15 protein-coding genes and 1 pseudogene are annotated in these 19,354 nt (G+C 66.2%); 6 read left to right on the top strand and 10 right to left on the bottom strand.

All coding sequences use genetic code 11. The features are described 5' to 3' along the window. The first annotated feature begins 102 nt into the window (after positions 1-102). Genes WKC72_RS14115 through WKC72_RS14105 form a run of 3 tightly spaced genes read left to right on the top strand, consistent with a single transcriptional unit; the run spans position 103 to position 7,845 of the window. Positions 103-5,595, top strand: a complete 5,493-nt coding sequence (locus tag WKC72_RS14115) for a glutamate synthase-related protein (RefSeq protein ID WP_370183004.1) — start codon at positions 103-105, stop codon at positions 5,593-5,595. Beyond that, a complete protein-coding gene (locus tag WKC72_RS14110) occupies positions 5,592-7,361 on the top strand; it encodes a sulfite reductase subunit alpha (protein WP_370183002.1) in 1,770 nt (589 codons plus the stop codon). The genes WKC72_RS14115 and WKC72_RS14110 overlap by 4 nt, the downstream gene beginning before the upstream one ends. A 34-nt stretch (positions 7,362-7,395) precedes the next feature. Then, a complete protein-coding gene (locus WKC72_RS14105; protein WP_005253993.1) occupies positions 7,396-7,845 on the top strand; it encodes a flavodoxin domain-containing protein in 450 nt (149 codons plus the stop codon). A gap of 4 nt (positions 7,846-7,849) precedes the next feature. On the opposite strand, the gene WKC72_RS14100 is transcribed toward WKC72_RS14105, so the two are convergent. From WKC72_RS14100 to WKC72_RS14055, 10 genes and pseudogenes are all read right to left on the bottom strand, one after another. Further along, a complete protein-coding gene (locus WKC72_RS14100; RefSeq protein ID WP_370183000.1) occupies positions 7,850-8,713 on the bottom strand; it encodes a PaaX family transcriptional regulator C-terminal domain-containing protein in 864 nt (287 codons plus the stop codon). Beyond that, positions 8,697-9,932, bottom strand: coding sequence for a kynureninase (locus WKC72_RS14095; protein ID WP_370182999.1), 1,236 nt, complete (start codon positions 9,930-9,932; stop codon positions 8,697-8,699). The genes WKC72_RS14100 and WKC72_RS14095 overlap by 17 nt, the downstream gene beginning before the upstream one ends. Next, entirely contained in the window at positions 9,929-10,783 is an 855-nt protein-coding gene (locus tag WKC72_RS14090) for a tryptophan 2,3-dioxygenase (RefSeq protein WP_037226776.1), read from the bottom strand. The genes WKC72_RS14095 and WKC72_RS14090 overlap by 4 nt, the downstream gene beginning before the upstream one ends. 118 nt (positions 10,784-10,901) lie before the next feature. Further along, positions 10,902-12,410, bottom strand: a complete 1,509-nt coding sequence (locus WKC72_RS14085) for a cation:dicarboxylate symporter family transporter (protein WP_370182997.1) — start codon at positions 12,408-12,410, stop codon at positions 10,902-10,904. A gap of 503 nt (positions 12,411-12,913) precedes the next feature. Further along, positions 12,914-13,270 (bottom strand): thioredoxin, encoded by a 357-nt coding sequence (gene trxA, locus WKC72_RS14080; protein ID WP_037226774.1) that lies wholly within the window; start codon positions 13,268-13,270, stop codon positions 12,914-12,916. 2 nt (positions 13,271-13,272) lie between these two features. Further along, positions 13,273-14,280: a thioredoxin-disulfide reductase gene (gene trxB, locus WKC72_RS14075; RefSeq protein WP_128641668.1), complete on the bottom strand. Its 1,008-nt coding sequence runs from the start codon at positions 14,278-14,280 to the stop codon at positions 13,273-13,275. A 19-nt stretch (positions 14,281-14,299) separates the two neighbouring features. After that, positions 14,300-14,452: pseudogene (locus WKC72_RS14070) on the bottom strand (acyl-CoA dehydrogenase family protein); the annotation flags it as partial. Between the two features lie 248 nt (positions 14,453-14,700). Beyond that, positions 14,701-14,955 carry a NifU family protein gene (locus WKC72_RS14065; protein ID WP_128641666.1) on the bottom strand — a complete coding sequence of 85 codons (255 nt, stop codon included), beginning with the start codon at positions 14,953-14,955 and terminating at the stop codon, positions 14,701-14,703. Next, a complete protein-coding gene (locus WKC72_RS14060; protein WP_370182994.1) occupies positions 14,952-15,572 on the bottom strand; it encodes a hypothetical protein in 621 nt (206 codons plus the stop codon). The genes WKC72_RS14065 and WKC72_RS14060 overlap by 4 nt, the downstream gene beginning before the upstream one ends. After that, positions 15,569-16,636, bottom strand: coding sequence for a hypothetical protein (locus WKC72_RS14055; protein WP_370182993.1), 1,068 nt, complete (start codon positions 16,634-16,636; stop codon positions 15,569-15,571). The genes WKC72_RS14060 and WKC72_RS14055 overlap by 4 nt, the downstream gene beginning before the upstream one ends. A 227-nt stretch (positions 16,637-16,863) precedes the next feature. On the opposite strand from WKC72_RS14055, the gene WKC72_RS14050 reads away from it, so the two are divergent. The 3 genes from WKC72_RS14050 to WKC72_RS14040 are packed head-to-tail and all read left to right on the top strand — an operon-like array spanning position 16,864 to position 19,251. Beyond that, a complete protein-coding gene (locus tag WKC72_RS14050; protein WP_370182991.1) occupies positions 16,864-17,850 on the top strand; it encodes a LysR family transcriptional regulator in 987 nt (328 codons plus the stop codon). Beyond that, positions 17,843-18,631, top strand: coding sequence for a CoA transferase subunit A (locus WKC72_RS14045; RefSeq protein ID WP_037226769.1), 789 nt, complete (start codon positions 17,843-17,845; stop codon positions 18,629-18,631). Before WKC72_RS14050 ends, WKC72_RS14045 begins: the two co-directional genes overlap by 8 nt. Further along, a complete protein-coding gene (locus WKC72_RS14040) occupies positions 18,628-19,251 on the top strand; it encodes a 3-oxoacid CoA-transferase subunit B (protein ID WP_128641664.1) in 624 nt (207 codons plus the stop codon). The genes WKC72_RS14045 and WKC72_RS14040 overlap by 4 nt, the downstream gene beginning before the upstream one ends. Positions 19,252-19,354: the final 103 nt, after the last annotated feature.

The raw sequence follows: 19,354 nt of genomic DNA, 5'->3' as shown, positions 1-19,354 counted from the left end.
GTATCGGTTCGGGGCCGGTTCTCTGCCGTGATCCTCTCGCCGACGCCACCCGTGCGCCCAGCACGGCCCCACATTCGGCGAGTATCGCGAGGAGACAGTCGGTTGAACACGAGTGCCACCGAGTCCGGCCTGTACGACAGGACGCTCGACAAGAGCAGCTGCGGCGTGGGCTTCATCACCCGCAAGGACGGCATTCAGACCCATGACGTCCTCACCCGGGGCCATGAGGCCCTGTGTGCTGTTCCTCACCGCGGTGGCATGTCGGCCGAGGGTGTCGGCGACGGCGCCGGTGTCTGCGTCGACCTGTCGGTGCCGTTCTTCCGTGCCCTGACCGGTCAGGACGATCTCGAGGCCGGCCGCTTCGGTGTCGGCAACTTCTTCCTCCCCACCGACGTGGCGTTCCACGGCGACGCGGAGGCCGTCATCGAGCGGGCTCTCGCCGACCAGGGTTTCCGGGTGCTGCTCGAACGTGACGTGCCCGTCGACGCGACCGTGCTCCGGCCCGCCGCCATCCGGCACCAGCTGCCGATCCGGCAGTGGGTGTTCACCGCGCCCGACGCGTGCGCCGACGCGACCGAGTTCGACCGTCGCATCCACGAGGCCCTGCTCGCGATCGAGGCCGTCGCGTACACCCGGCCCGATCTGGCCGGGCTGTACCCGCTGTCGCTCAGCGCCCGCACCCAGGTGCTCAAGGGCCGCCTCAACTCGAACGAGGTGATGCCCTACTTCCGCGACCTGGTGGACCCGGCCCACGCCGTCCACACCCTGTATTTCCACACCCGGTTCTCGACGAACACCGATCCGCATCCGACGATGGCGCAGCCGTTCCGTCTGATGGCGCACAACGGTGAGCTCAACACGGACAAGAAGAACCGCCTGTCCGAGACGGCGCTCGCCCGTGCCCGTAACCGGGAGATCGTCCGCCCGCACGGCCAGTCCGACAGTTGCCGCCTCGACCAGACGCTGCAGAGCCGGGTCGTGGAGGACGGTCTCGACCTGGTGACCGCGGTGGTGTCGATGATGCCGCCGGCGTGGGAGAACGACTCCGCCCTGTCGCCCGAGGTCCGGGCGATGCTCGAGTACTTCTCGCTGTACGAGGAGAAGAACGACGGCCCGGCCGCGCTGATCTTCGGCGACGGCACCGTCGTCGGCGCCCGCCTCGACCGGCTCGGACTGCGTCCGCTGCGCTCGGTGGAGACGGACGAGTACCTGTGCGTCACGTCGGAGGCCGGGCAGATCGACTTCGACCCCGCGACCGTCCTGCACCGCGGACGCATCGAGGCCGGCGGCATGCTGTACTTCGACCACCGCGAGGGCCGCTCGTACTCCACCGACGAGGCACTCGAGCTGCTCGCCTCCCGGAACGACTACCCGACGCTCGTCGCGGAGGCCCGGCGGACCATCGAGGCGCTACCCGAGGTCGAGGCCGAGCCGGGACCGTTGCGGTACAACGGCGACCTCGAGCGCACCCAGCGCTACGTCGCGTACTCGCACAACCAGGAAAGCTTCAAGTTCATGATGGACCCGATGCTCGCGTCGGGTCAGGAGAAGATCTCCGCGATGGGCTACGGCAACGCCATCAACGCGCTCTCCGATCAGGAAGGCGGGGTGGCCAAGTACTTCTCGCAGCGTTTCGCCCAGGTCACCAACCCGTCGCTCGACAGCATCCGTGAGGCCGACGGCATGACGCTGCGCGTCGCGCTGGGCGCCAAGCCGAACAGTGGGGCGCAGTCGGCGCCGCAGATCGTGGTGCCGTCGCCGATCCTCACCCACATGGACATGCTGCGGATCCGCAAGCAGTCCGAGACGCCGGTGCAGCGTTTCCCGATGCTGTACACCCCCGTCCACGGTGACTCCGCCGCCAACGCGGCCGCGCTCGAGGCAGCGGTGGACGGGCTGTGCGACGAGGTGGAGGCGTTCGCCCGCGAACAGGGCGGCATCGCGATCCTCACCGACCGTCACGTGGCCACCGACCGCGCCGCGCTGCCGATGATCGTGGCGATCTCCGCTGTCAACCAGCGGCTGATCGAGGAGGGCCTGCGCCTGCGGGTGTCCGTCGTCGCCGAGAGCGGTCAGATCTCGTCGTCGCACCACGTGGCTGCCGCCCTCGGTTTCGGCGCCGCCGCGATCTACCCGCTCGCCGTCCGTCTGCGCGCCGAGGAGAAGTTCGCCGACGAGGCGGATGTGGCGTTCAAGCGGTTCGCGAAGGCCGCCGAGAAGTCGCTGATGAAGACGATGGGCCGGGTCGGCCTGTGTACCGCCGAGAGCTACATCGGCGGCGAGTTCTTCGAACCCAACTACCTCGACACCGACGACCGGGTTCTGCGCCGCTACTTCGCGAACGTGAAGACGCCGGTGGGTGGTGTCGGGTTCGCCGTCATCGCGCAGGCCGTCGCCGACTGGCATCAGCGCGCCCTGACCGTCACCGGGGAGAAGGACGTTCCGCTGCTCGGCCTGTTCAAGGAGCGCGCGGAGGGCGCCGGTCACTCGTACGGCACGGCGGCCGTGCGCGGCTTCGTCGACCTCACCGAGGAGCCCATCTCGTTCGACACTGCGGGCACGCAGGACCACACGGAGTCGCTGCGACTGCTGCCGCTGAACCGGCTCGAGGACGCGTTCGGTCTCGACGACGACGCCTACCGCAACGCCGGCTTCCAGAAGCTGACACCCGAGGCGATCGACCGCTTCGAGATCACCCCCGGCTACCGCGCGTTCGCGCGGACGATGGCCGAGGAGCGCACCCGTCGCCCCGCAGCGCTGCGCGACGTGCTGGATCTGCCTGCCGACGTCACGTTCCTCACCACGGCAGCCGAGTTCCGCAAGCAGATGGGCCGCTTCTCCCGCAAGGGCAACAACAGCTTCGCCGTGCGCGGACTCGAATCCGAGGCCATCGGCGAGGACCGGTTCCGGCTCCGGCTCACCGGTCCCCACGCGGGCGAGGCCCGGGTGCTGGCAGCGCTCGGCGAATCGCTGGCGATGCGGTTCGGCGACGACCTCCGCGAGCACGGCGTGGACGGCGACGCTCTTGTCGTGCGCACGTCCGGTGAGGCACTGCGATGTCTGTCGCTGCTGCGCACCGCTCCGGCGAGCCTGCCGATCGAGCAGGTGCAGAAGGCCAGCGACATCACCCCGTTCCTCACGTCCGGGGCGATGAGCCACGGTGCGTTGAACTCCAACGCGCACGAGGCCGTCGCGCACGGCACCAACATGGCCGGCGGCATGTCGAACAGCGGTGAGGGCGGCGAGCACATCTCCCGCTACGGCACCATCCGCGGTTCCAAGATCAAGCAGTTCGCGTCCGGCCGCTTCGGTGTGTGGGCCGGCTACCTCGCCGACCCGATGCTCGAGGAACTCGAGATCAAGATCGCGCAGGGCGCCAAGCCCGGCGAGGGCGGGCAGCTGCCCGCACCCAAGGTGACCGTCGAGATCGCGGCCGCTCGCGGCGGCACCCCCGGCGTCGAACTCGTCTCTCCCCCACCGCATCACGACACGTATTCCATCGAGGACCTCGCGCAGCTGATCCACGACTGCAAGGCGGCGCGGGTCCGCGTCATCGTCAAGCTCGTGTCCTCGGAGGGCATCGGCACCATCGCGGTCGGTGTCGCGAAGGCCGGCGCCGACGTCATCAACGTCGCGGGCAACACCGGCGGCACCGGTGCCGCCGCGGTGACGAGCCTCAAGTACGCCGGACGTTCGGCGGAGATCGGCGTCGCCGAGGTCCATCAGGCGTTGTGCGCCAACGGGTTGCGGCAGAAGGTGCTGCTCCGGTGTTCCGGCGCGCACCAGACGGCGAGCGACGTGGTGAAGTCGGCGCTGCTCGGCGCCGACAGTTTCGAGTTCGGCACCACCGCGCTGATGATGCTCAAGTGCGTCATGGCCAAGAACTGCAACATCAAGTGCCCCGCCGGTCTGACCACCAATCCCGAACTGTTCGACGGTGATCCGCGGGCGATGGCGCAGTACCTGCTGAACATCGCGCACGAGACCCGCGAGGTGCTGGCCGAGCTGGGGATGTCCTCGCTGCGCGAGGCCCGGGGCCGGTCGGATCTGCTGCAGCTCCTCGACCACCCGTCGAGCGTCGGCCAGCTCGACCTGCGCGCGATGCTCGCCGTGGTCGAGGAAGTGACCATCGGCGATCCGGTGTACCTGGAGAAGGACTACACCCTCGACGACGGCTGGCTCGTGCAGCTGCGTGCCGCGCTGGTCGAGCAGGGCGAGACCACGGTCCAGCTCGGCGACGGGGTACACCTGAGCAACCGCAACAAGAGCGTCGGCGCCCAGCTGGCGGTCGACATCGAGCGGATGCTGAACCACGAGCTCACCGATGTCGAGCTGCCCGCCGTGCTCCGCGACGAGCGCGGCCGCGGCTACCTGCGCGAGGGCAGCGTCCGGATCGCCACGTCCGGGTCCGCGGGCCTGTCGTACGGTGCGTTCTGCAACGACGGCATGACCCTCGTCCACACCGGCACCGCGAACGACGGCGTCGGCAAGGGCGCCAACGGCGGCAGCATCGTCGTGCGCTCGCCCGGTGGCGGCTCCGACCTTCACGGCGGCAACGTGCTGATCGGCAACTTCGCGCTGTTCGGCGCCACCGGTGGGCGCACGTTCGTCGAAGGCCAGGCCGGTGACCGCTTCGCCGTGCGCAATTCGGGTGCCACCGCGGTGGTCGAGGGTGTCGGCGACTTCGCCTGCGAGTACATGACCAACGGTGCCGTCCTCAACCTCGGCGGCTTCGGCAAGGGCGTCGGCAACGGCATGAGCGGCGGCTTCGTCTACCAGTACGACCCCGAGGGCAAGCTGCCCGGCAAGGCCAGCGCCGACTCGATCCTGCTCGGCGCCATCACCGGCGACGACGAGCACGCGGCTCTGCACCGTCAGGCCGTGCACGTGCTGCTCGGGTGGCACCTCGAGGCCACCGGCTCCGCCAAGGCGGCATGGTTGCTCGAGAACTGGGAGACCGAACAGCACCACTTCGTGTACGGCATGCCGCGTGCGCTGCTGCAGTACCAGGACAGCGACGAGATCCTGAAGGCCAAGCCCCGCAAGGACCTGGCCGACGAACTCGCCGCCGCGCTGGTCGCGCACCAGGTGCGCAAGTTCAAGCTGGACTACCGGGACGGGAACGCGGTGCTCGACGGCGCCGTGCCCGGCTACGGCGAGGCCGACACCGAGGCCATGTTCGCCCTGCTGAACAACTACACCGTGCTCAACGCGGCGCAGGAGATGGCGCTGTCCAAGCTGCCGGGTGTCGCGGATCCGTCCGATCCGGCGGTCGACAAGGCCGTCCGCAACCTGCTGCTCACCGAGGACTTCTTCCTCATGCAGCGGTTGCAGCGGTACGCGCGGGAAGCGTTGAAGGACTACAGCGACGAGGACCTGGCCGTGATGGTGGCGGCCAAGCGTCTCGCCGACTACAAGGATGCGCTGCGCCGCCGCAACGTGCGGTCCATCGACGCCCCCGGCACGTACGGCTGGATCCTGCACCAGGACGCCAAGAACGTCGACAAGATCGGCCGGCTGCCCGGTTTCGAGGAGCTGTTCGCGCAGCACGCTCTCCCCGATCTGATCCCCACGAGAGACGTGGTCCCCTCATGAAACTGCCCTACATCCCCCAGGACGCCCCGTTCAGCGAGGACCAGCGCGTGTGGCTCACCGGCTTCCTCGCCGGTATGAGCTCGCGTCTGGTCGTCGGTGGCGCCGACGCGCCCACCGCGGCGGGCGGTGGGCAGTTGCCCGCCATGCACGTGCTGTACGGAAGCCAGACCGGGAACGCCGAGGGTGTCGCGGAAGACGCTGCGGCCGCGGCACGTTCGCAGGGCTTCGCGCCGGTGGTGAGCGCCCTCGACGACGTCGACACGGACGCCCTCGCCGCCATGCAACGCGTCCTCGTCGTCACCTCCACCTACGGTGAGGGTGAGATGCCGGACAACGCCGAACTGTTCTGGCAGGCGCTGTCCGCGGAGACCGCGCCACGGCTGGAGAACACCGACTTCGCCGTGCTCGCGCTCGGCGACACCGGGTACGACGGGTACTGCCAGGCCGGCAAGATGATCGACACCAGGCTCGAACAGCTCGGTGCCCGCCGCGTCACTCCGCGCGTCGACTGCGACGTCGACTACGAGGACACCGCGGCCGCGTGGGTCGCCGACACCCTCCCGCTGTTCGCGGCCGTCGAGGGCATTCGCGGCGAGTCCCCCGTCGCCGATGTCGCCGAGCCCGAGACGAAGCCGGCCCGCAAGCGGTCGCAGTGGAACCGCAAGAACCCCTACGGGTCCACGCTGTCCGTGAACCGGCGGCTGTCGAGCGACACGTCCGCGAAGGAGATCCGGCACTACGAGTTCGCGCTCGCCGACAGTGGTCTCGAGTACGAGGCCGGTGACGCGCTCGGGGTGATGCCGATCAACGATCCCGCCCTCGTCGACGCCCTGGTGTCCCGGCTGGGCATCCCGGCGGATGCCGCCGTCACCGGACAGGAGCGGCCGTTCAGCGACCTCCTCCTGCACGCGTACGAGATCTCCACGCCGAGCCACGAATTCATCGACGAGATCGAGAAGCGGGCGGGCGACGAGGAACTGAGTCACGTGCTGCGGCACGGCGACAAGGAAGCCCTCGACGCCTGGCTGTGGGGCAAGGACGTGCTCGACCTGCTGCTCCTCGAGCCGTCGGTGACCCTGACCGCGGACGAGTTCGTCGGGCTGCTGAAGCCGTTGCAGCACAGGGCGTATTCCATCTCGTCCAGCCCGCTCGCCAACCCCGGCAGCGTGCACCTGACCGTCGCCAGCGTCCGGCACAGCTCGGCCGGACGCGACCGCGGCGGCGTGTGCTCCACGTTCCTCGCCGATCGGATCGCCGACGGCGGCAGCGGCGGGATCTTCGTGTCGAAGAACAAGTCGTTCCGCGTCCCCGCGAACGACGACGCACCGATGATCATGGTCGGCCCCGGCACCGGCATCGCACCGTTCCGCGCGTTCCTGCAGGAACGGCAGGCGCGGGGCGCGTCCGGACGCAACTGGCTGTTCTTCGGCGACCAGCACCGCGCGTCGGACTACATCTACGAGGACGAGATCGGCGCGATGAGCGACAGCGGTCTCCTCACCCGCCTCGACCTCGCCTTCTCCCGCGACCAGGCGGAGAAGATCTACGTACAGAACCGGATGGTCGAGAACGGCGCGGAGTTGTTCGCCTGGCTCGAGGACGGCGGCCACTTCTACGTCTGCGGTGACGCCACCCGCATGGCGAAGGACGTCGACCGGGCCCTGCACCAAGTCATCGCCACTCATGGCACCCTTTCCACCGAGCAGGCCGCCGACTACGTGACCAAGCTCAAGAAGGAAAAGCGCTACCTGCGCGACGTGTACTGATCACGTCGGCAGCAACTCACGAGGAGCAAGAACAATGGCAGTGGTGATTCTGTACGGCAGCGAGGGCGGAACCTCCGAACTGGTGGCCGACAACATCGCCGACGTGCTCGGCGACTACGGCGACACGTCCCTGTACGACATGATGGAATTCGACGCGGGCGATCTCGACCCCGAGAACTTCCACGTCATCGTGTGCTCCACCTACGGTGAGGGCGAGCTGCCCACCGGCGCGGAACCCTTCTTCGAGGGCCTCGAGGAGGACGAACCCGACCTCACCGGGATGCAGTTCGCGCTGTTCGGCCTCGGCGACAAGGTGTACGAGGAAACCTACAACCGCGGCGGCGAGATCATCGCCGAGAAGCTCGTCTCCCTCGGCGCGGTCCAGGTCGGCGAACACGGCAGGCACGACGGGTCCAGCTCGATCCGCCCCAAGGATCAGGCCGAGGAGTGGGCCAAGAACATCGGCGAGGAATTCCTCGGATAGCACCTCACACCGGGAGCCGCGACTGCACGCTCCGCACCCAGTCGCGGCTCCCGGTCAGGTAGCGGTCCCGCGCCGACGCGAACAGCCGGACGCTGTCGGCGCCCGGCCACTCCGCCGGCAGCATGCCTTCCGGCAGGCCTGGGTCGATGTACGGGATGATCCGCCATTCGTCGAGCAGCGGGACGAAACGGACGAACGCTTCTCGTGGCGAGACCTCCTCTGCAGCAGACAGAGCGACCCGGTGGCGGTCGAGGAAGTCGCGGTGCCGCGCGGCGATGCCATCGAGGTCCCACCACCGCGTCGCCGCGTCCCCCATCGAATCGGGCACGAACACCGCCGTGGACACAAAGGTCGTCACGTACTCGGACAGCCCCAGCGCGTCGACGATGTCGTCGACCTCGCGGGCGAGATACTCGGGGGCGATCCACAAGCCGGGCGACACGGTTCCACAGCCGATCCAGCCGAGCCGTCGGCGCAACTGGTGCCGCACCGCCCGTTGCGATTCGGGGATGGTGAACGAGATCAACCGCCAGGGATCGGTGTCCGCCATCTGACGGAAGCCGAAGATCCGCGGATCGCCGCGCGTGAACATCGCCTCGGCCTGCTCGGTCACCTCGTACCCGCTCCGACCGTCGCGGGTCAGCGGCCGCAGCACCCCCTTCTTCTTGAGGCGGGCCACGGCGATGCGCGTCGATTCTGGCGGGATGCCGACGGCGTGCATCAATTCCACGAAGTCGGCGATCGCCACCCACCCGCCGACGTCGCGCACGTACGCACCGAGGACGGTCCGGATCAGCGACGTCGCGCTGCCGGGCCTCGAATCGAAGTCGTCGAGGATCGCGCTCGCCGGCTCAGTCGGTGAGTTCATCACGGATCGCGAGTATCCCGGCGCACACCTCACCGAAGCTCGTACTCAGCGGGCTCAGGCCGAGCCGCAGTCCCTGCGGCGCCCGGAAGTCGGGGATGACGCCCTTCGTCCACAGTCGCTCGACGACGGTCTCGAACCGCGGGTGGTCGATGATGACGTGACCACCCCGCTCGGCCGAATCCTCCGGCGATCCGATCTCCACACCTAAGGGAATCAGCACCTCGCGCACGAGGTCGAGCGCGTACTCGGTGAGCGCGATCGACTTGGCCCGCACCGCATCCATGCCGACCTCGTCGAGGAGTTCGAGGGTGTCCTGCAGCGCGATCATGCCGAGGACCGACGGCGTTCCGCTGATCACGCGCCGGATGCCGGGCGCCGGTTGGTAGCCCTGTGCCATCGCGAACGGGTTGTCGCGGCCCATCCAGCCCCAGATCGGCTGCACGAAATGCTGCTGATGATCGGCCCGAACGTAGGCGAACGCCGGTGAGCCCGGACCGCCGTTCAGATACTTGTACGTGCACCCGACCGCCAGATCGACACCCCACGCGTCGAGTTCGAGGGGAACCGAGCCGACGGAGTGACACAGGTCGAGCAGCAGGAGCGCACCGGCGTCGTGCGTCACGCGGGCGGCGCCGGCGGCGTCCACCAGGTAGCCCGAGCGGTAGGCGACGTGGCTGAGCACGACGAGCGCGGTGTGTTCGGAGACCACGGACTTCAGGTCGTCGACGGTGACCCCGCCCCGGGTGTCCGAATCGATCCATCGAAGCGTGAGCCCGAGTTCCCCGGCGATACCCTCGAGCACGTACCGGTCCGTCGGAAAGTTGTCGCGATCCACCACGATCTCGGTACGGTTCGGGCGCAATGCGAGCGCACCGCGTGCCAGCTTGTACAGCAGGACCGTCGTCGAGTCACCGATGGTGGCCTGCCCGGCGGCCGCGCCGAGCACGACCCTCGCGAGGGTGTCGCCGATCGTGATCGGCAGGTCGTACCACTCCTCGTCCCACCCGCGGATGAGCCGCCCGCCCCACGACTCGGTGACGAACGCGCTGATCCGCTCGGCGCTCGCTTTGGTGGGCCGTCCGAGTGAGTTTCCGTCGAGGTAGGCGGGCACCGACGGGTCGTCGGAGCCGATGAACAGGTCGCGATACGCGCGCAGCGGGTCCGCGGCGTCGAGTTGGGCGGCGCGGGCGGCCGGCACATCGGTCGACGTGGTCATCATCGTCCGATCTCGGTGCGCACGGCCAGCAGTTCCGGGAAGAACGTCAGGTCAAGCGCCTTCTGCAGGAATCCGACCCCACTGGATCCGCCCGTACCGGACTTCATGCCGATGGTCCGCAGCACCGTGCGCATGTGGCGGAAGCGCCACAGCTGAAAGTTCTCCTCGAGGTCGACGAACTCCTCGAAGGCTTCGTAGACCGCCCAGTGCTCGTCGTGGTTCTCGTAGACGAACTTGATCAGGGGCAGCAGGTCCTCGTTCAGCGTGTAGGCGGTGGTCACGTCGCGGTCGAGCGCGGAGGCAGGCACGTCGTACCCGAGCCGCGACAGGCACCGCCAGAACGCGTCGTACAGACTCGGCTCGGCGAGGAGCCGCTCGAGCAGATCATGGGCGGCGGGATCGGATTCGAACACCGTCAGCATTCCGGCGTTCTTGTTGCCGAGCACGAACTCGACGGCGCGGTACTGGTAGGACTGGAACCCGGACGAATTACCGAGGAACTGGCGGAACTCCGAGTACTCGGTGGGGGTCAGGGTGGCCAGGACCGACCACTGTTCGGTCAGCGTCTTCTGGATGTGCTTCACGCGCGCCACGCACTTGAGCGCCCGGCCGATCTCGTCCTCGTCGAAAGCGGCCCGGGCCGCGAGTGTTTCGTGCAGGACGAGCTTCAGCCAGAGTTCGGTGGTCTGGTGCTGGATGATGAACAGCAGTTCGTCGTGATGCTCCGGCCGGCTCACCGGTTTCTGCGCACTCAGCAGCGTGTCGAGGTCCAGGTACGAGCCATAGCTCATCCGCTCGCTGAAGTCGGTGACGATGTCCTTCTCGATGGCTCTGGTGTTGGCATGCACGCCCATGACCGTCCTCACTGCTGGTGTTCGAGTACCGGGCTCCGAACTCCATATTACATAATCGTGGCGGCCGCTAGAGTTTTCGAATACGCGCCGGCATCGTGAGTCCTCTCATGACCGGACGTCAAGCCCGCGGCTCCATCGTGGACGTGCTCGCCGGCGCATACTCACACGTCGGCGACTCGTCGTCACCTCGGGCTGCCATCCGACCGTGGGGCCGGACCGCCTCGGGCATTTCGTATGTACTGGCCGGGAGTGGGACCGTATCCGGCTCCTGCTCGATCTGGTCTCGCACGAGTTCGGGGTCTTTGAGCGCCGCACGGAAGCGTGTCTCGTCACGCTCGCCCAGCCAGCGCGCAATGACCATCACCGCGACCGCATTGCCTATCGCATTGGTCAACGAGCGCCCCTCACTCATGATCCGATCGATGCCGACGAGCAGAGCGAGGCCGATGGTGAGTACTGACGGAGGAAAGAAGTCCGGACCGAATGCCTGGAGGGACGCGGCGAGCGTGACAAGGCCTGCGCCGGTCACCCCGGCCGCGCCCTTCGACGTGAGGATCATCAGCGCCACAAGGGCGAGTTGCGCTCCGATGGGAAGATCCACACCGCCGGCCTGCGCGATGAAGAGCGCTCCCATCGTCAAGTAGATGCAGCTGCCGTCCAGATTGAACGCGTAACCTGTCGGCAGAACCATGCTGACAACCGACCGACTTGCACCCGCCGCCTCGAGCTTCCCCAAGAGGCGCGGCAGGACAGTCTCGGATGTCGATGTTCCGACGATAATGAGCAGCTCATCCTTGATCATGCGAAGAAACTTGAAGATGCTGAATCCACTCCACGCGCAGACCGCACCAAGTACGACAAAGACGAAAAAGAAGCATGTCAGCCAGAAGGCGACCATCAGCAGACCTAGGTTGGCCAGCGTCTTACCCCCGAATTGAGACACGGTATAGGCCATCCCGCCGAATGCCGCAATCGGCGCCAGCAGCATCAGTATTCGGATAACTCCGAAAACAACCTTCGACATCAGTTCGACTGCGGCTACGACCCGCATGCGTAGCGGAGTAGCAAGCATCGATGCGGCGAGGGCGAACAAGATTGCCAACACGATCACACGAAGCATGTCATTTTCTACGAATGGACCGAAAAGACTCTTCGGCAGTAGCTCGTCCTGAATGAAGCCGAGAATTCCGGTCTTCCCGGTCGCTTCGGTGACATCCATGTGGGCAGTCTGGAGTGCGCTGGGATCAGCTACCTGCGTGGGGAAGTCGGCGCCGGGACGAATGACGTTGACCACGACAAGCCCCAGCGAGAGCGCGACGATCGTCATGGCCAGGAAGTAGCCGAGAGCGGTTGCAGCGAGCCTTCCAGCCTTGAGCATGTTGCCGATCGAGGCCACTCCAATCACGATGGTGCAAAATACGATAGGCGGCGCGACCACCTTGATGAGCTGGATGAAGCTGTCCGCCAGAAAGCGGAGATTCTCCCCGAATCCCGGAGCGACGAGTCCGACGATGATACCGGCGACCAAGGCGACCAGAACCCAGAACCACAGCTGGGCGTAGTACCGACGTCGACGGACAGTAGTGGGCGGCGCCAAGGCCGCCGGTGGAGGCGTGGAGGTGGACATCGATGCCCTTTCTTTCGTTGCTCTGCAAGAACTCGCAGGCAAAGCTGGACTCGGGTTCAGCTGCGACGCGCGGGTCCACATGGGAATTCGCGTTGAAGGAAAACCAGGTATTGTGGGCGTCCTGCCAATTGCGACTTCGGAAATAGACCCGGCGGTTCACAATTGGGTGGTAACTTCCGGAACGGGAGCACCACCTGCTGCAGTGACAGGGACCACATTACCTCTGGCGGGCTTCGAAAATAACCCTTGAACAGGTATTCGAAATTGAATGTCGGCATTCATGAATAAATGGCTCGAGCGTGCGGAGAAGCAACCGTCCGATACATCGGGCAGAATTGATCCACCAGCGGCATCGCGCGTCAGAGTGTTGATGCGAAGGGGCGGAACAGGGCTGCGGTCCCTTTTCGGGAACACTCTGTGCGGGAATGCTATTCACCACTCGGACGCAGGTACTCCTGGGACCGGGCGGTTCGGGGAGACACGGCGAGGTCGAGAAGGCACCCTCACATCGAGTTGGCGGTGTCTTCGTTCACGGAAAGGGCGGCGCCGATGTCTTTCAGCAATGTGGCCTTGTCCTTGGCGCCCGTAATTCTGCCGACGACTTCGCCGTCGCGGAAGACGACCATGGTCGGAAGGGACATGACGCGGTAGCTTTTGGCGGAGTTCGGGTTTGCGTCGACGTCCAGCTTCGCGATTGCGATTGTGCCGCTGCTCTCTGCCGCGATTTCGTCGAGGATCGGCGACAGTTTCTTGCACGGCCCGCACCATGGTGCCCAGAAGTCGACGAGGATCGGCCGGGCGCTCTTCAGAACGAGTTCGTCGAAGGAATCATCGGTGACAGTGAGTGCGTGATCGGACATGTTCAGTTCCCTTGCCTGTGTGGTCGGACCGGAATCGGTTGATTCGGGTTTGGTGGGCGCTGCTGGTCAGCGACGGCGCCACCTGCGGCAGTGTCGGCGAGGTAGCGTTCGACGTCGAGTGCGGCGGTACAGCCGCTGCCGGCGGCGGTGATGGCTTGCCGGTATGTGTGGTCGACGAGGTCGCCGCATGCGAACACTCCGCTCACCGTGGTGCGTGAGGAGCGGCCTTCGGTCAAGACGTAGCCTTCGTCGTCGAGTGGGATCTGACCGTGCACGAGTTCGTGTCGTGGGTCGTGACCGATCGCGATGAACACACCCGTGACCGGTACCGTCGACTGTTCGCCGGTACCGGTGTCGCGCACGAGCAGGCCGGTCACTTCTTGATCGCCGACAACGTCTTCGGGGACGCTGTTCCAGAGGAACCGGATCTTGGGGTTCGCGAACGCGCGTTCCTGCATGATCTTCGATGCCCTCAGTGTGTCGCGCCGGTGCACCACGGTGACACTGGAAGCGAAGCGGGTCAGGAACATCGCTTCCTCGAGGGCGGAGTCGCCGCCGCCGACAATCGCGATGTGCTGGTCGCGGAAGAAGAACCCGTCACAGGTCGCACACCAGGAGACGCCGTGTCCGGACAGGCGTTGTTCGTTGGGCAGGCCTAGGTTGCGGTAGGCCGACCCCATTGCCAGGATCACCGTCCGTGCTTCGAAGGTGTTGTCGCCGATGGTGACTGTCTTGATGTCACCGGTCAGGTCGACAGCGGAGACGTCGGTGGTGAGTAGGTCCGCTCCGTAGCGTGCGGCCTGTTTGCGCAGGGTGTCCATGAGTTCGGGGCCCTGGATTCCTTCGACGAATCCGGGAAAGTTCTCGACCTCGGTGGTCTGCATGAGTGCGCCGCCGTACTGGGTGCCCTCGACGACCAGGGGGTTCAGGTCGGCGCGGCCGGTGTAGATGGCGGCGGTGTACCCGGCCGGGCCGCCGCCGATGATGATGACGTTGCGTGGGGAATCCATGGATGCTCCGATGTCGGTGAAACGCGGGCAGACCGGTAATGGCCTGACCGACGATGAGGGTGTGGATCTCGCCGGTGCCTTCGTAGGTGAGGACGGATTCGAGAGTGGTCATGTGCCGCATCACCGGACACTCGAGGGTGATGCCATTGGCGCCGAGGATGGTGCGGGCGCTGGAATCCGCGAACCCGTCAGTGGACTTCGCCCACCCCACGGCGACGGCCGCCATGCTCGAGGACCCATCGGCCGTCTGCGACATCGCCAACGAGCGGTCGGTGTCATCGGTTTCCCGGTCGGGTCGTTTCGATGCAGGGGTGAGGGTCAGGGCGTCGGTGGCCGGGTGAGATGCCTGCGCGACGGGTCGCGGGGGGCGGACCCGTGCTTGCTCGGACAGGCTCTCGCGGAATCCCGGCCACCGATCGCTCATTGGTCGCTGCGTGGGTCGATCACCTCGACCGAGGGTTGCGAGCCGATGCTGTCGTGCAGCACCGAACCCACCACGTCACGCAGCTGGGCGGGGGCCACGATGCATTCCCAGCAGGTCTCGTCGCTGCCCACCAGCCGCAGCGTCACCTGGGACTCCGTCGCCTCTTCGACGGTCAGGTCCGCACCGTCGGCCTGGAAACCCTGCCGCAGCCCACCGAGGGCATTTTCAACGTCTTCGCGAATGCTGCTCATGCCTTGCGCCCAATCAGAATCGTCGCGACATCGTCCACCAGCGCGATGGCGCGCCGCTCGAGCTCGGCGTCGCTGACCGCGGCGATGGGGTGCTCAACCGGCACGAACTGCAGGTCGGGACGACCGAACGCACCACGGTGGGCGATCGCAGAATTCATGAAGACCGTCGTGTGGATCGCGACGGTCGGAATGCCGCGGGCCTCGAGGTCGACAGCGTCGCGCACACAGCCGGAGGTGCACGAGCCGCACGCACCGACACCGGTCACGACGAACTCGTAGTCACGGGCGAGCTCGTCGAGCTGTGCTGGGTCGGCCGGGCGGGAATAGACGATCTTGCGCTCCATCGTCAGCGGCCGGACACCGTACTTCGTTTCGAGCAGATCGCCCACGTGGCGCAGTAGCGGTCCGGCGTTGCCCTTGGTGTTGTCCAACAGCACGCCGCGAGCGCCGGTCAGCGCGGCCAGGCGCGGTGCGGCAGCACCGTTGGGCTTGGACCTGGCAGCGTCGGCGGCGTTCACCGTCGGATCGACCAGGCCGAGCTTCTCGACCAAATACTTTGTTGCCCAGTCTTTTTTGTTGTCATCGATCGTAATAGACATGTGCTGCTGACCTTTCATGCTTCGATCTTGCGGGTAACCGACCGGGTGCCCCAGCCGGGCAGGTATGCCGAGTGTCGGCCGGGGCCGCCGGTGACGATGATGGTGATGTCATCGACGCGGCGGGTGACCGGAACGCGGGCGTCGAGATCGTCGGCATCGACGAAGCGCGGCCAGGTCGGGTAGTTGCGCACCTTGCGGCCGTGGATACCGCCGGCGCCGATCTCGCGAACGCTGCGTGTGGCGTTCTGGAATAGGAAGTGCTTGATGTCGGCCTTCGTCCAACCGGCGTCGGCAATGATCTGGGCGTGCTCGGGGCACAGCACCACGAAGCTCTCACCCTGGATGAAGAGGTGATTCGACCCGAGGTTCGTCATCATGCCCGCGACAGTGGTGAGGATGTCGAATGGGTTGTCGGCGGCCTGGTTGTTGATGTTCTGCGGGCCCTCGGCACCGTAGAGAGTGACCGCGCTGTCGGTCTTGGACAACCCCCGGTCGACGTGCAGCGCCGGCCAGGGCGAGTCCTCCTCGTTCTCGCCGATGCAGAACGTGAACTTGCCGGGCTGGCCCAGGGTGGCCTTGTCCGCCTCGCCGGGGTGCGATCCGCCGATATTGACCAGCGCGAGTTTCAGGGCGCGCCCCAGGGTCGCGTTGGCCCGCACACCCTGCCCGAAGCTGTTGGCACCGGAGTTGATACCCAGCTCGTCGCGAATCGGCCCGTGCACGATCAGCAACGGCGATGCCATGTGCGTCGAGCACTGCATGCCGCCGATGTTCATCGCCGGATCGGTGGCGGCCTGCAGGGCGGCAATCAACACCGGCATGTGGTCCGGCGCGCACCCTGCCATGATGGCGTTGGCAGCAATCTTTTCGGTCGTCGCCGCGCCGCCGAGAGGAGCGACCTCGGCGACGACCTCATCGGCGCCGCGCCCGGCGCGTTCGACGAATTCCGCGACCCGGCGTGCGGTCGGCGGAATGACGGGCAGACCGTCGGTCCACCCCGCGCTGACAAATGTCTCGAACATATCCAGCGCGTCGGCGGCTATTTCTTCGGTTATCATCCCTTTTCCCTTCGCATGAACCATCAATTCTTGGAATTGAATGGCCTCCGGCAAGCCGCATTCGGCTGCCTCTGTTGATTATTCGAAATCGGAGCCCGTCGGATGCGGGTCGGCAGTAATTGCTCGGCGAGGAGGTATTGCCCTGTCGCACGTCGGTGCTCTAAATTCGACGTTAGCAGGTGTTCGAAACAGGGGTCAACGATGATTCGACACTTGGAGAAAAGTCAATTTTGAATTGAGGATATACGGAAATGAATGAGCCGAATAAATCATTTTCGCATGACGTTCTGAATACGTTGTGTCCGATGTTGGTGCAATTTGCCGCGGTCGCCCAGGAAGGGCAGATAACCAAGGCCGCTACGGCACTGGGTGTGCCGCAGCCAACGCTTACCCGGCACCTGGCCCGGTTCGAAAATGTCCTCGAGACCCGGTTGTGCGCCCGCGTGCCCAGCGGCATCACACTCACGACGGAGGGCGAGAAGCTGGTGGAACCCGTGCGGCAGGCACTGGCGATCTTGGTGGCCGCCATCGACGAGTTGCAGGTCGGCGCGGCTCGTCGACAGGTCACACTGGGCTTTCTGCACACTCTGGGAGAGCAAGCCGTACCTTCATTGTTGCGCCGGTTCAACGAGCAATCGCCAGACATCAATTTCTCGCTGATGCAAGACAGTGCCGATCAACTGTTGCGCCTGTTGCAGGAAGGCCAGGTCGAGCTGTGCGTGACATCGCCGCTGCCGACACGGCCCGATATCGGGGTCGCCCGGCTCGGCGTGCAGCGACTGGTGCTGGCGGTCCCGGGGCAGCACTACCTCGCCAGTGAAGCCGACACGCCGTTGGCCGCGGCGGCCAGCGACGACTTCGTGACCCTGAAGTCGGGCAACTACATGCGTCACATGGCCGACGAACTTTGCCACGCAGCCGGATTCGAACCGCGAGTCGCGTTCGAGGCAGCCGGCGTCAGCACCCTGCGGGGATTGGTCGCAGCCGGACTCGGGGTCGCCATCGTTCCCGCCGCCCCGGCACCGGTTGCAGGCCTGATCGAGGTGCCGCTCACCGACACCGGCGCCTACCGAGAGATCGGGTTGGCCTGGCGCGCGGGTGTCGATCTGGCCGAGCCTGCACAGACATTCCGGCAGTTCGCCATCGACCAGTTCAGCACCGTCGTCGAGGACGAGGACCACGGCACCAACCCCGGCATATGGAACATCATCACCACCAGAGGAGATCAGGATGAATAAGGTTCTCGACACACCCGAAACCGCGGTGGCCGCGGTCACCGACGGGCAAACCATCGCTGTCGGCGGGTTCGGATTGTGCGGCATGCCTGCAGCACTGCTCGAGGCGCTGCTCGACTCGGGGGCTACCGATCTGCACATCATCACCAACAACTGCGGTCCTGCCAATTCCGCCGTCACCGCGTTGCTGCGCGCCAGGCGTGTCGCCCGAGTGACCGCATCGTATATCGGGGACAACCCGGTGTTCCTGACGCAGTACCTGCAGGGATCGTTGCGCGTGGACCTTGTCCCCCAGGGCACCCTCGCCGAGAAGCTACGTGCCGGCGGGGCGGGGATTCCCGCGTTCTACACCCCAACCGGGGTCGGCACCGCGGTAGCCAACGGTGGGATTCCGGTGCGATACACCCGCGAGGGGGACGTGGCCGAGTATTCGGCTGCACGTCAGGTCGCCACCGTCGACGGGCGCCCGTGCCTGCTCGAGCACAGTCTCACCGCCGACATCGCGCTGATCCGCGCCGAGATCGCGGACACGTTGGGCAATCTCCGGTTTCACGCCTCGGCGCGCAACTTCAACCCGCTGTGCGCCATGGCAGCTCGCGTCGCCGTCGCCGAGGTCGTGCACGTCGTGGACGCGGGCCTGATCGCCGCCGACGATATTCACTTGCCGGGGGTGTTCGTCTCCGGTGTCGTGGAACTGAAAGGCGAGATGCACAAGCCGATCGAACGTCTGCGCACAGTGTGCCCACCGGTTTCCCGGGCGGTCGTGAAGAGCGGTGTGGCGTGAGTTGGTCGCGAGAGCAGATCGCCGCCCGAGCAGCTGCAGAACTGCGTGACGGGGAGCATGTCAATCTGGGCATTGGCATCCCCACTCTGATTGCCAATCATCTGCGTGATCGACCGATCATGCTGCATTCGGAGAACGGGATCATGGGATTGGGCGGCTACCCGGCCCCCGGACAGGTGGATCCCGACCTCATCAATGCGGGTAAGGAGACAGTGACGACCATCGCCGGCTCGTCGTTCTTCGACTCCGCGGACTCCTTCGGGATGATCCGCGGCGGCCATATCGATGTCGCCGTGCTGGGCGCGATGCAGGTCTCGGTCACCGGCGATCTGGCCAACTGGTCCGACGGCGGATCGGTTGTCAAAGGCATTGGGGGGGCGATGGATTTGGCCAACGGTGCCAGGAAGGTCATCGTAGTAATGACCCACCGCGCCCGCGACGGCAGCCTGAAACTGGTCCGCCGCTGCAGTCTCCCCCTCACCGCAGAAGGCTGCATCAGCACCGTCATCACCGACATCGGCGTGCTGGACGTCCGCGGCGACCACTTCAGCGTGCGCGAGTGGGCGCCGGGCGTGTCGATCGACCACGGACAACTGGCAAGCCTGCTGCATCCAGCCTGACGTTCTGCCGCTCGGGGGGATCGGAAACGGCGCGCGTCTTACCTCAGACAATCGCTACCCGTCGGCGGTCCTCGCACAGATCTCGCGTGCCCTCGCCAGATGT

The sequence above is a fragment of the Rhodococcus wratislaviensis genome, assembly GCF_041228765.1.
In the GTDB taxonomy this organism is placed as follows: Bacteria; Actinomycetota; Actinomycetes; order Mycobacteriales; family Mycobacteriaceae; genus Rhodococcus_F; species Rhodococcus_F wratislaviensis.
The sequence above is the reverse complement of the archived record's forward strand: the minus strand, read 5'-3'. Positions and strand labels throughout refer to the sequence as shown.

Coding starts and splice junctions, on each gene's coding strand:
- WKC72_RS14110 (WP_370183002.1), top strand. CDS start 5,592: ATGAAACTGCCCTACATCCCCCAGGACGCCCCGTTCAGCGAGGACCAG.
- WKC72_RS14105 (WP_005253993.1), top strand. CDS start 7,396: ATGGCAGTGGTGATTCTGTACGGCAGCGAGGGCGGAACCTCCGAACTG.
- WKC72_RS14100 (WP_370183000.1), bottom strand. CDS start 8,713: ATGAACTCACCGACTGAGCCGGCGAGCGCGATCCTCGACGACTTCGAT.
- WKC72_RS14095 (WP_370182999.1), bottom strand. CDS start 9,932: ATGATGACCACGTCGACCGATGTGCCGGCCGCCCGCGCCGCCCAACTC.
- WKC72_RS14090 (WP_037226776.1), bottom strand. CDS start 10,783: ATGGGCGTGCATGCCAACACCAGAGCCATCGAGAAGGACATCGTCACC.
- WKC72_RS14085 (WP_370182997.1), bottom strand. CDS start 12,410: ATGTCCACCTCCACGCCTCCACCGGCGGCCTTGGCGCCGCCCACTACT.
- trxA (WP_037226774.1), bottom strand. CDS start 13,270: ATGTCCGATCACGCACTCACTGTCACCGATGATTCCTTCGACGAACTC.
- trxB (WP_128641668.1), bottom strand. CDS start 14,280: ATGGATTCCCCACGCAACGTCATCATCATCGGCGGCGGCCCGGCCGGG.
- WKC72_RS14065 (WP_128641666.1), bottom strand. CDS start 14,955: ATGAGCAGCATTCGCGAAGACGTTGAAAATGCCCTCGGTGGGCTGCGG.
- WKC72_RS14060 (WP_370182994.1), bottom strand. CDS start 15,572: ATGAAAGGTCAGCAGCACATGTCTATTACGATCGATGACAACAAAAAA.
- WKC72_RS14055 (WP_370182993.1), bottom strand. CDS start 16,636: ATGGTTCATGCGAAGGGAAAAGGGATGATAACCGAAGAAATAGCCGCC.
- WKC72_RS14050 (WP_370182991.1), top strand. CDS start 16,864: ATGAATGAGCCGAATAAATCATTTTCGCATGACGTTCTGAATACGTTG.
- WKC72_RS14045 (WP_037226769.1), top strand. CDS start 17,843: ATGAATAAGGTTCTCGACACACCCGAAACCGCGGTGGCCGCGGTCACC.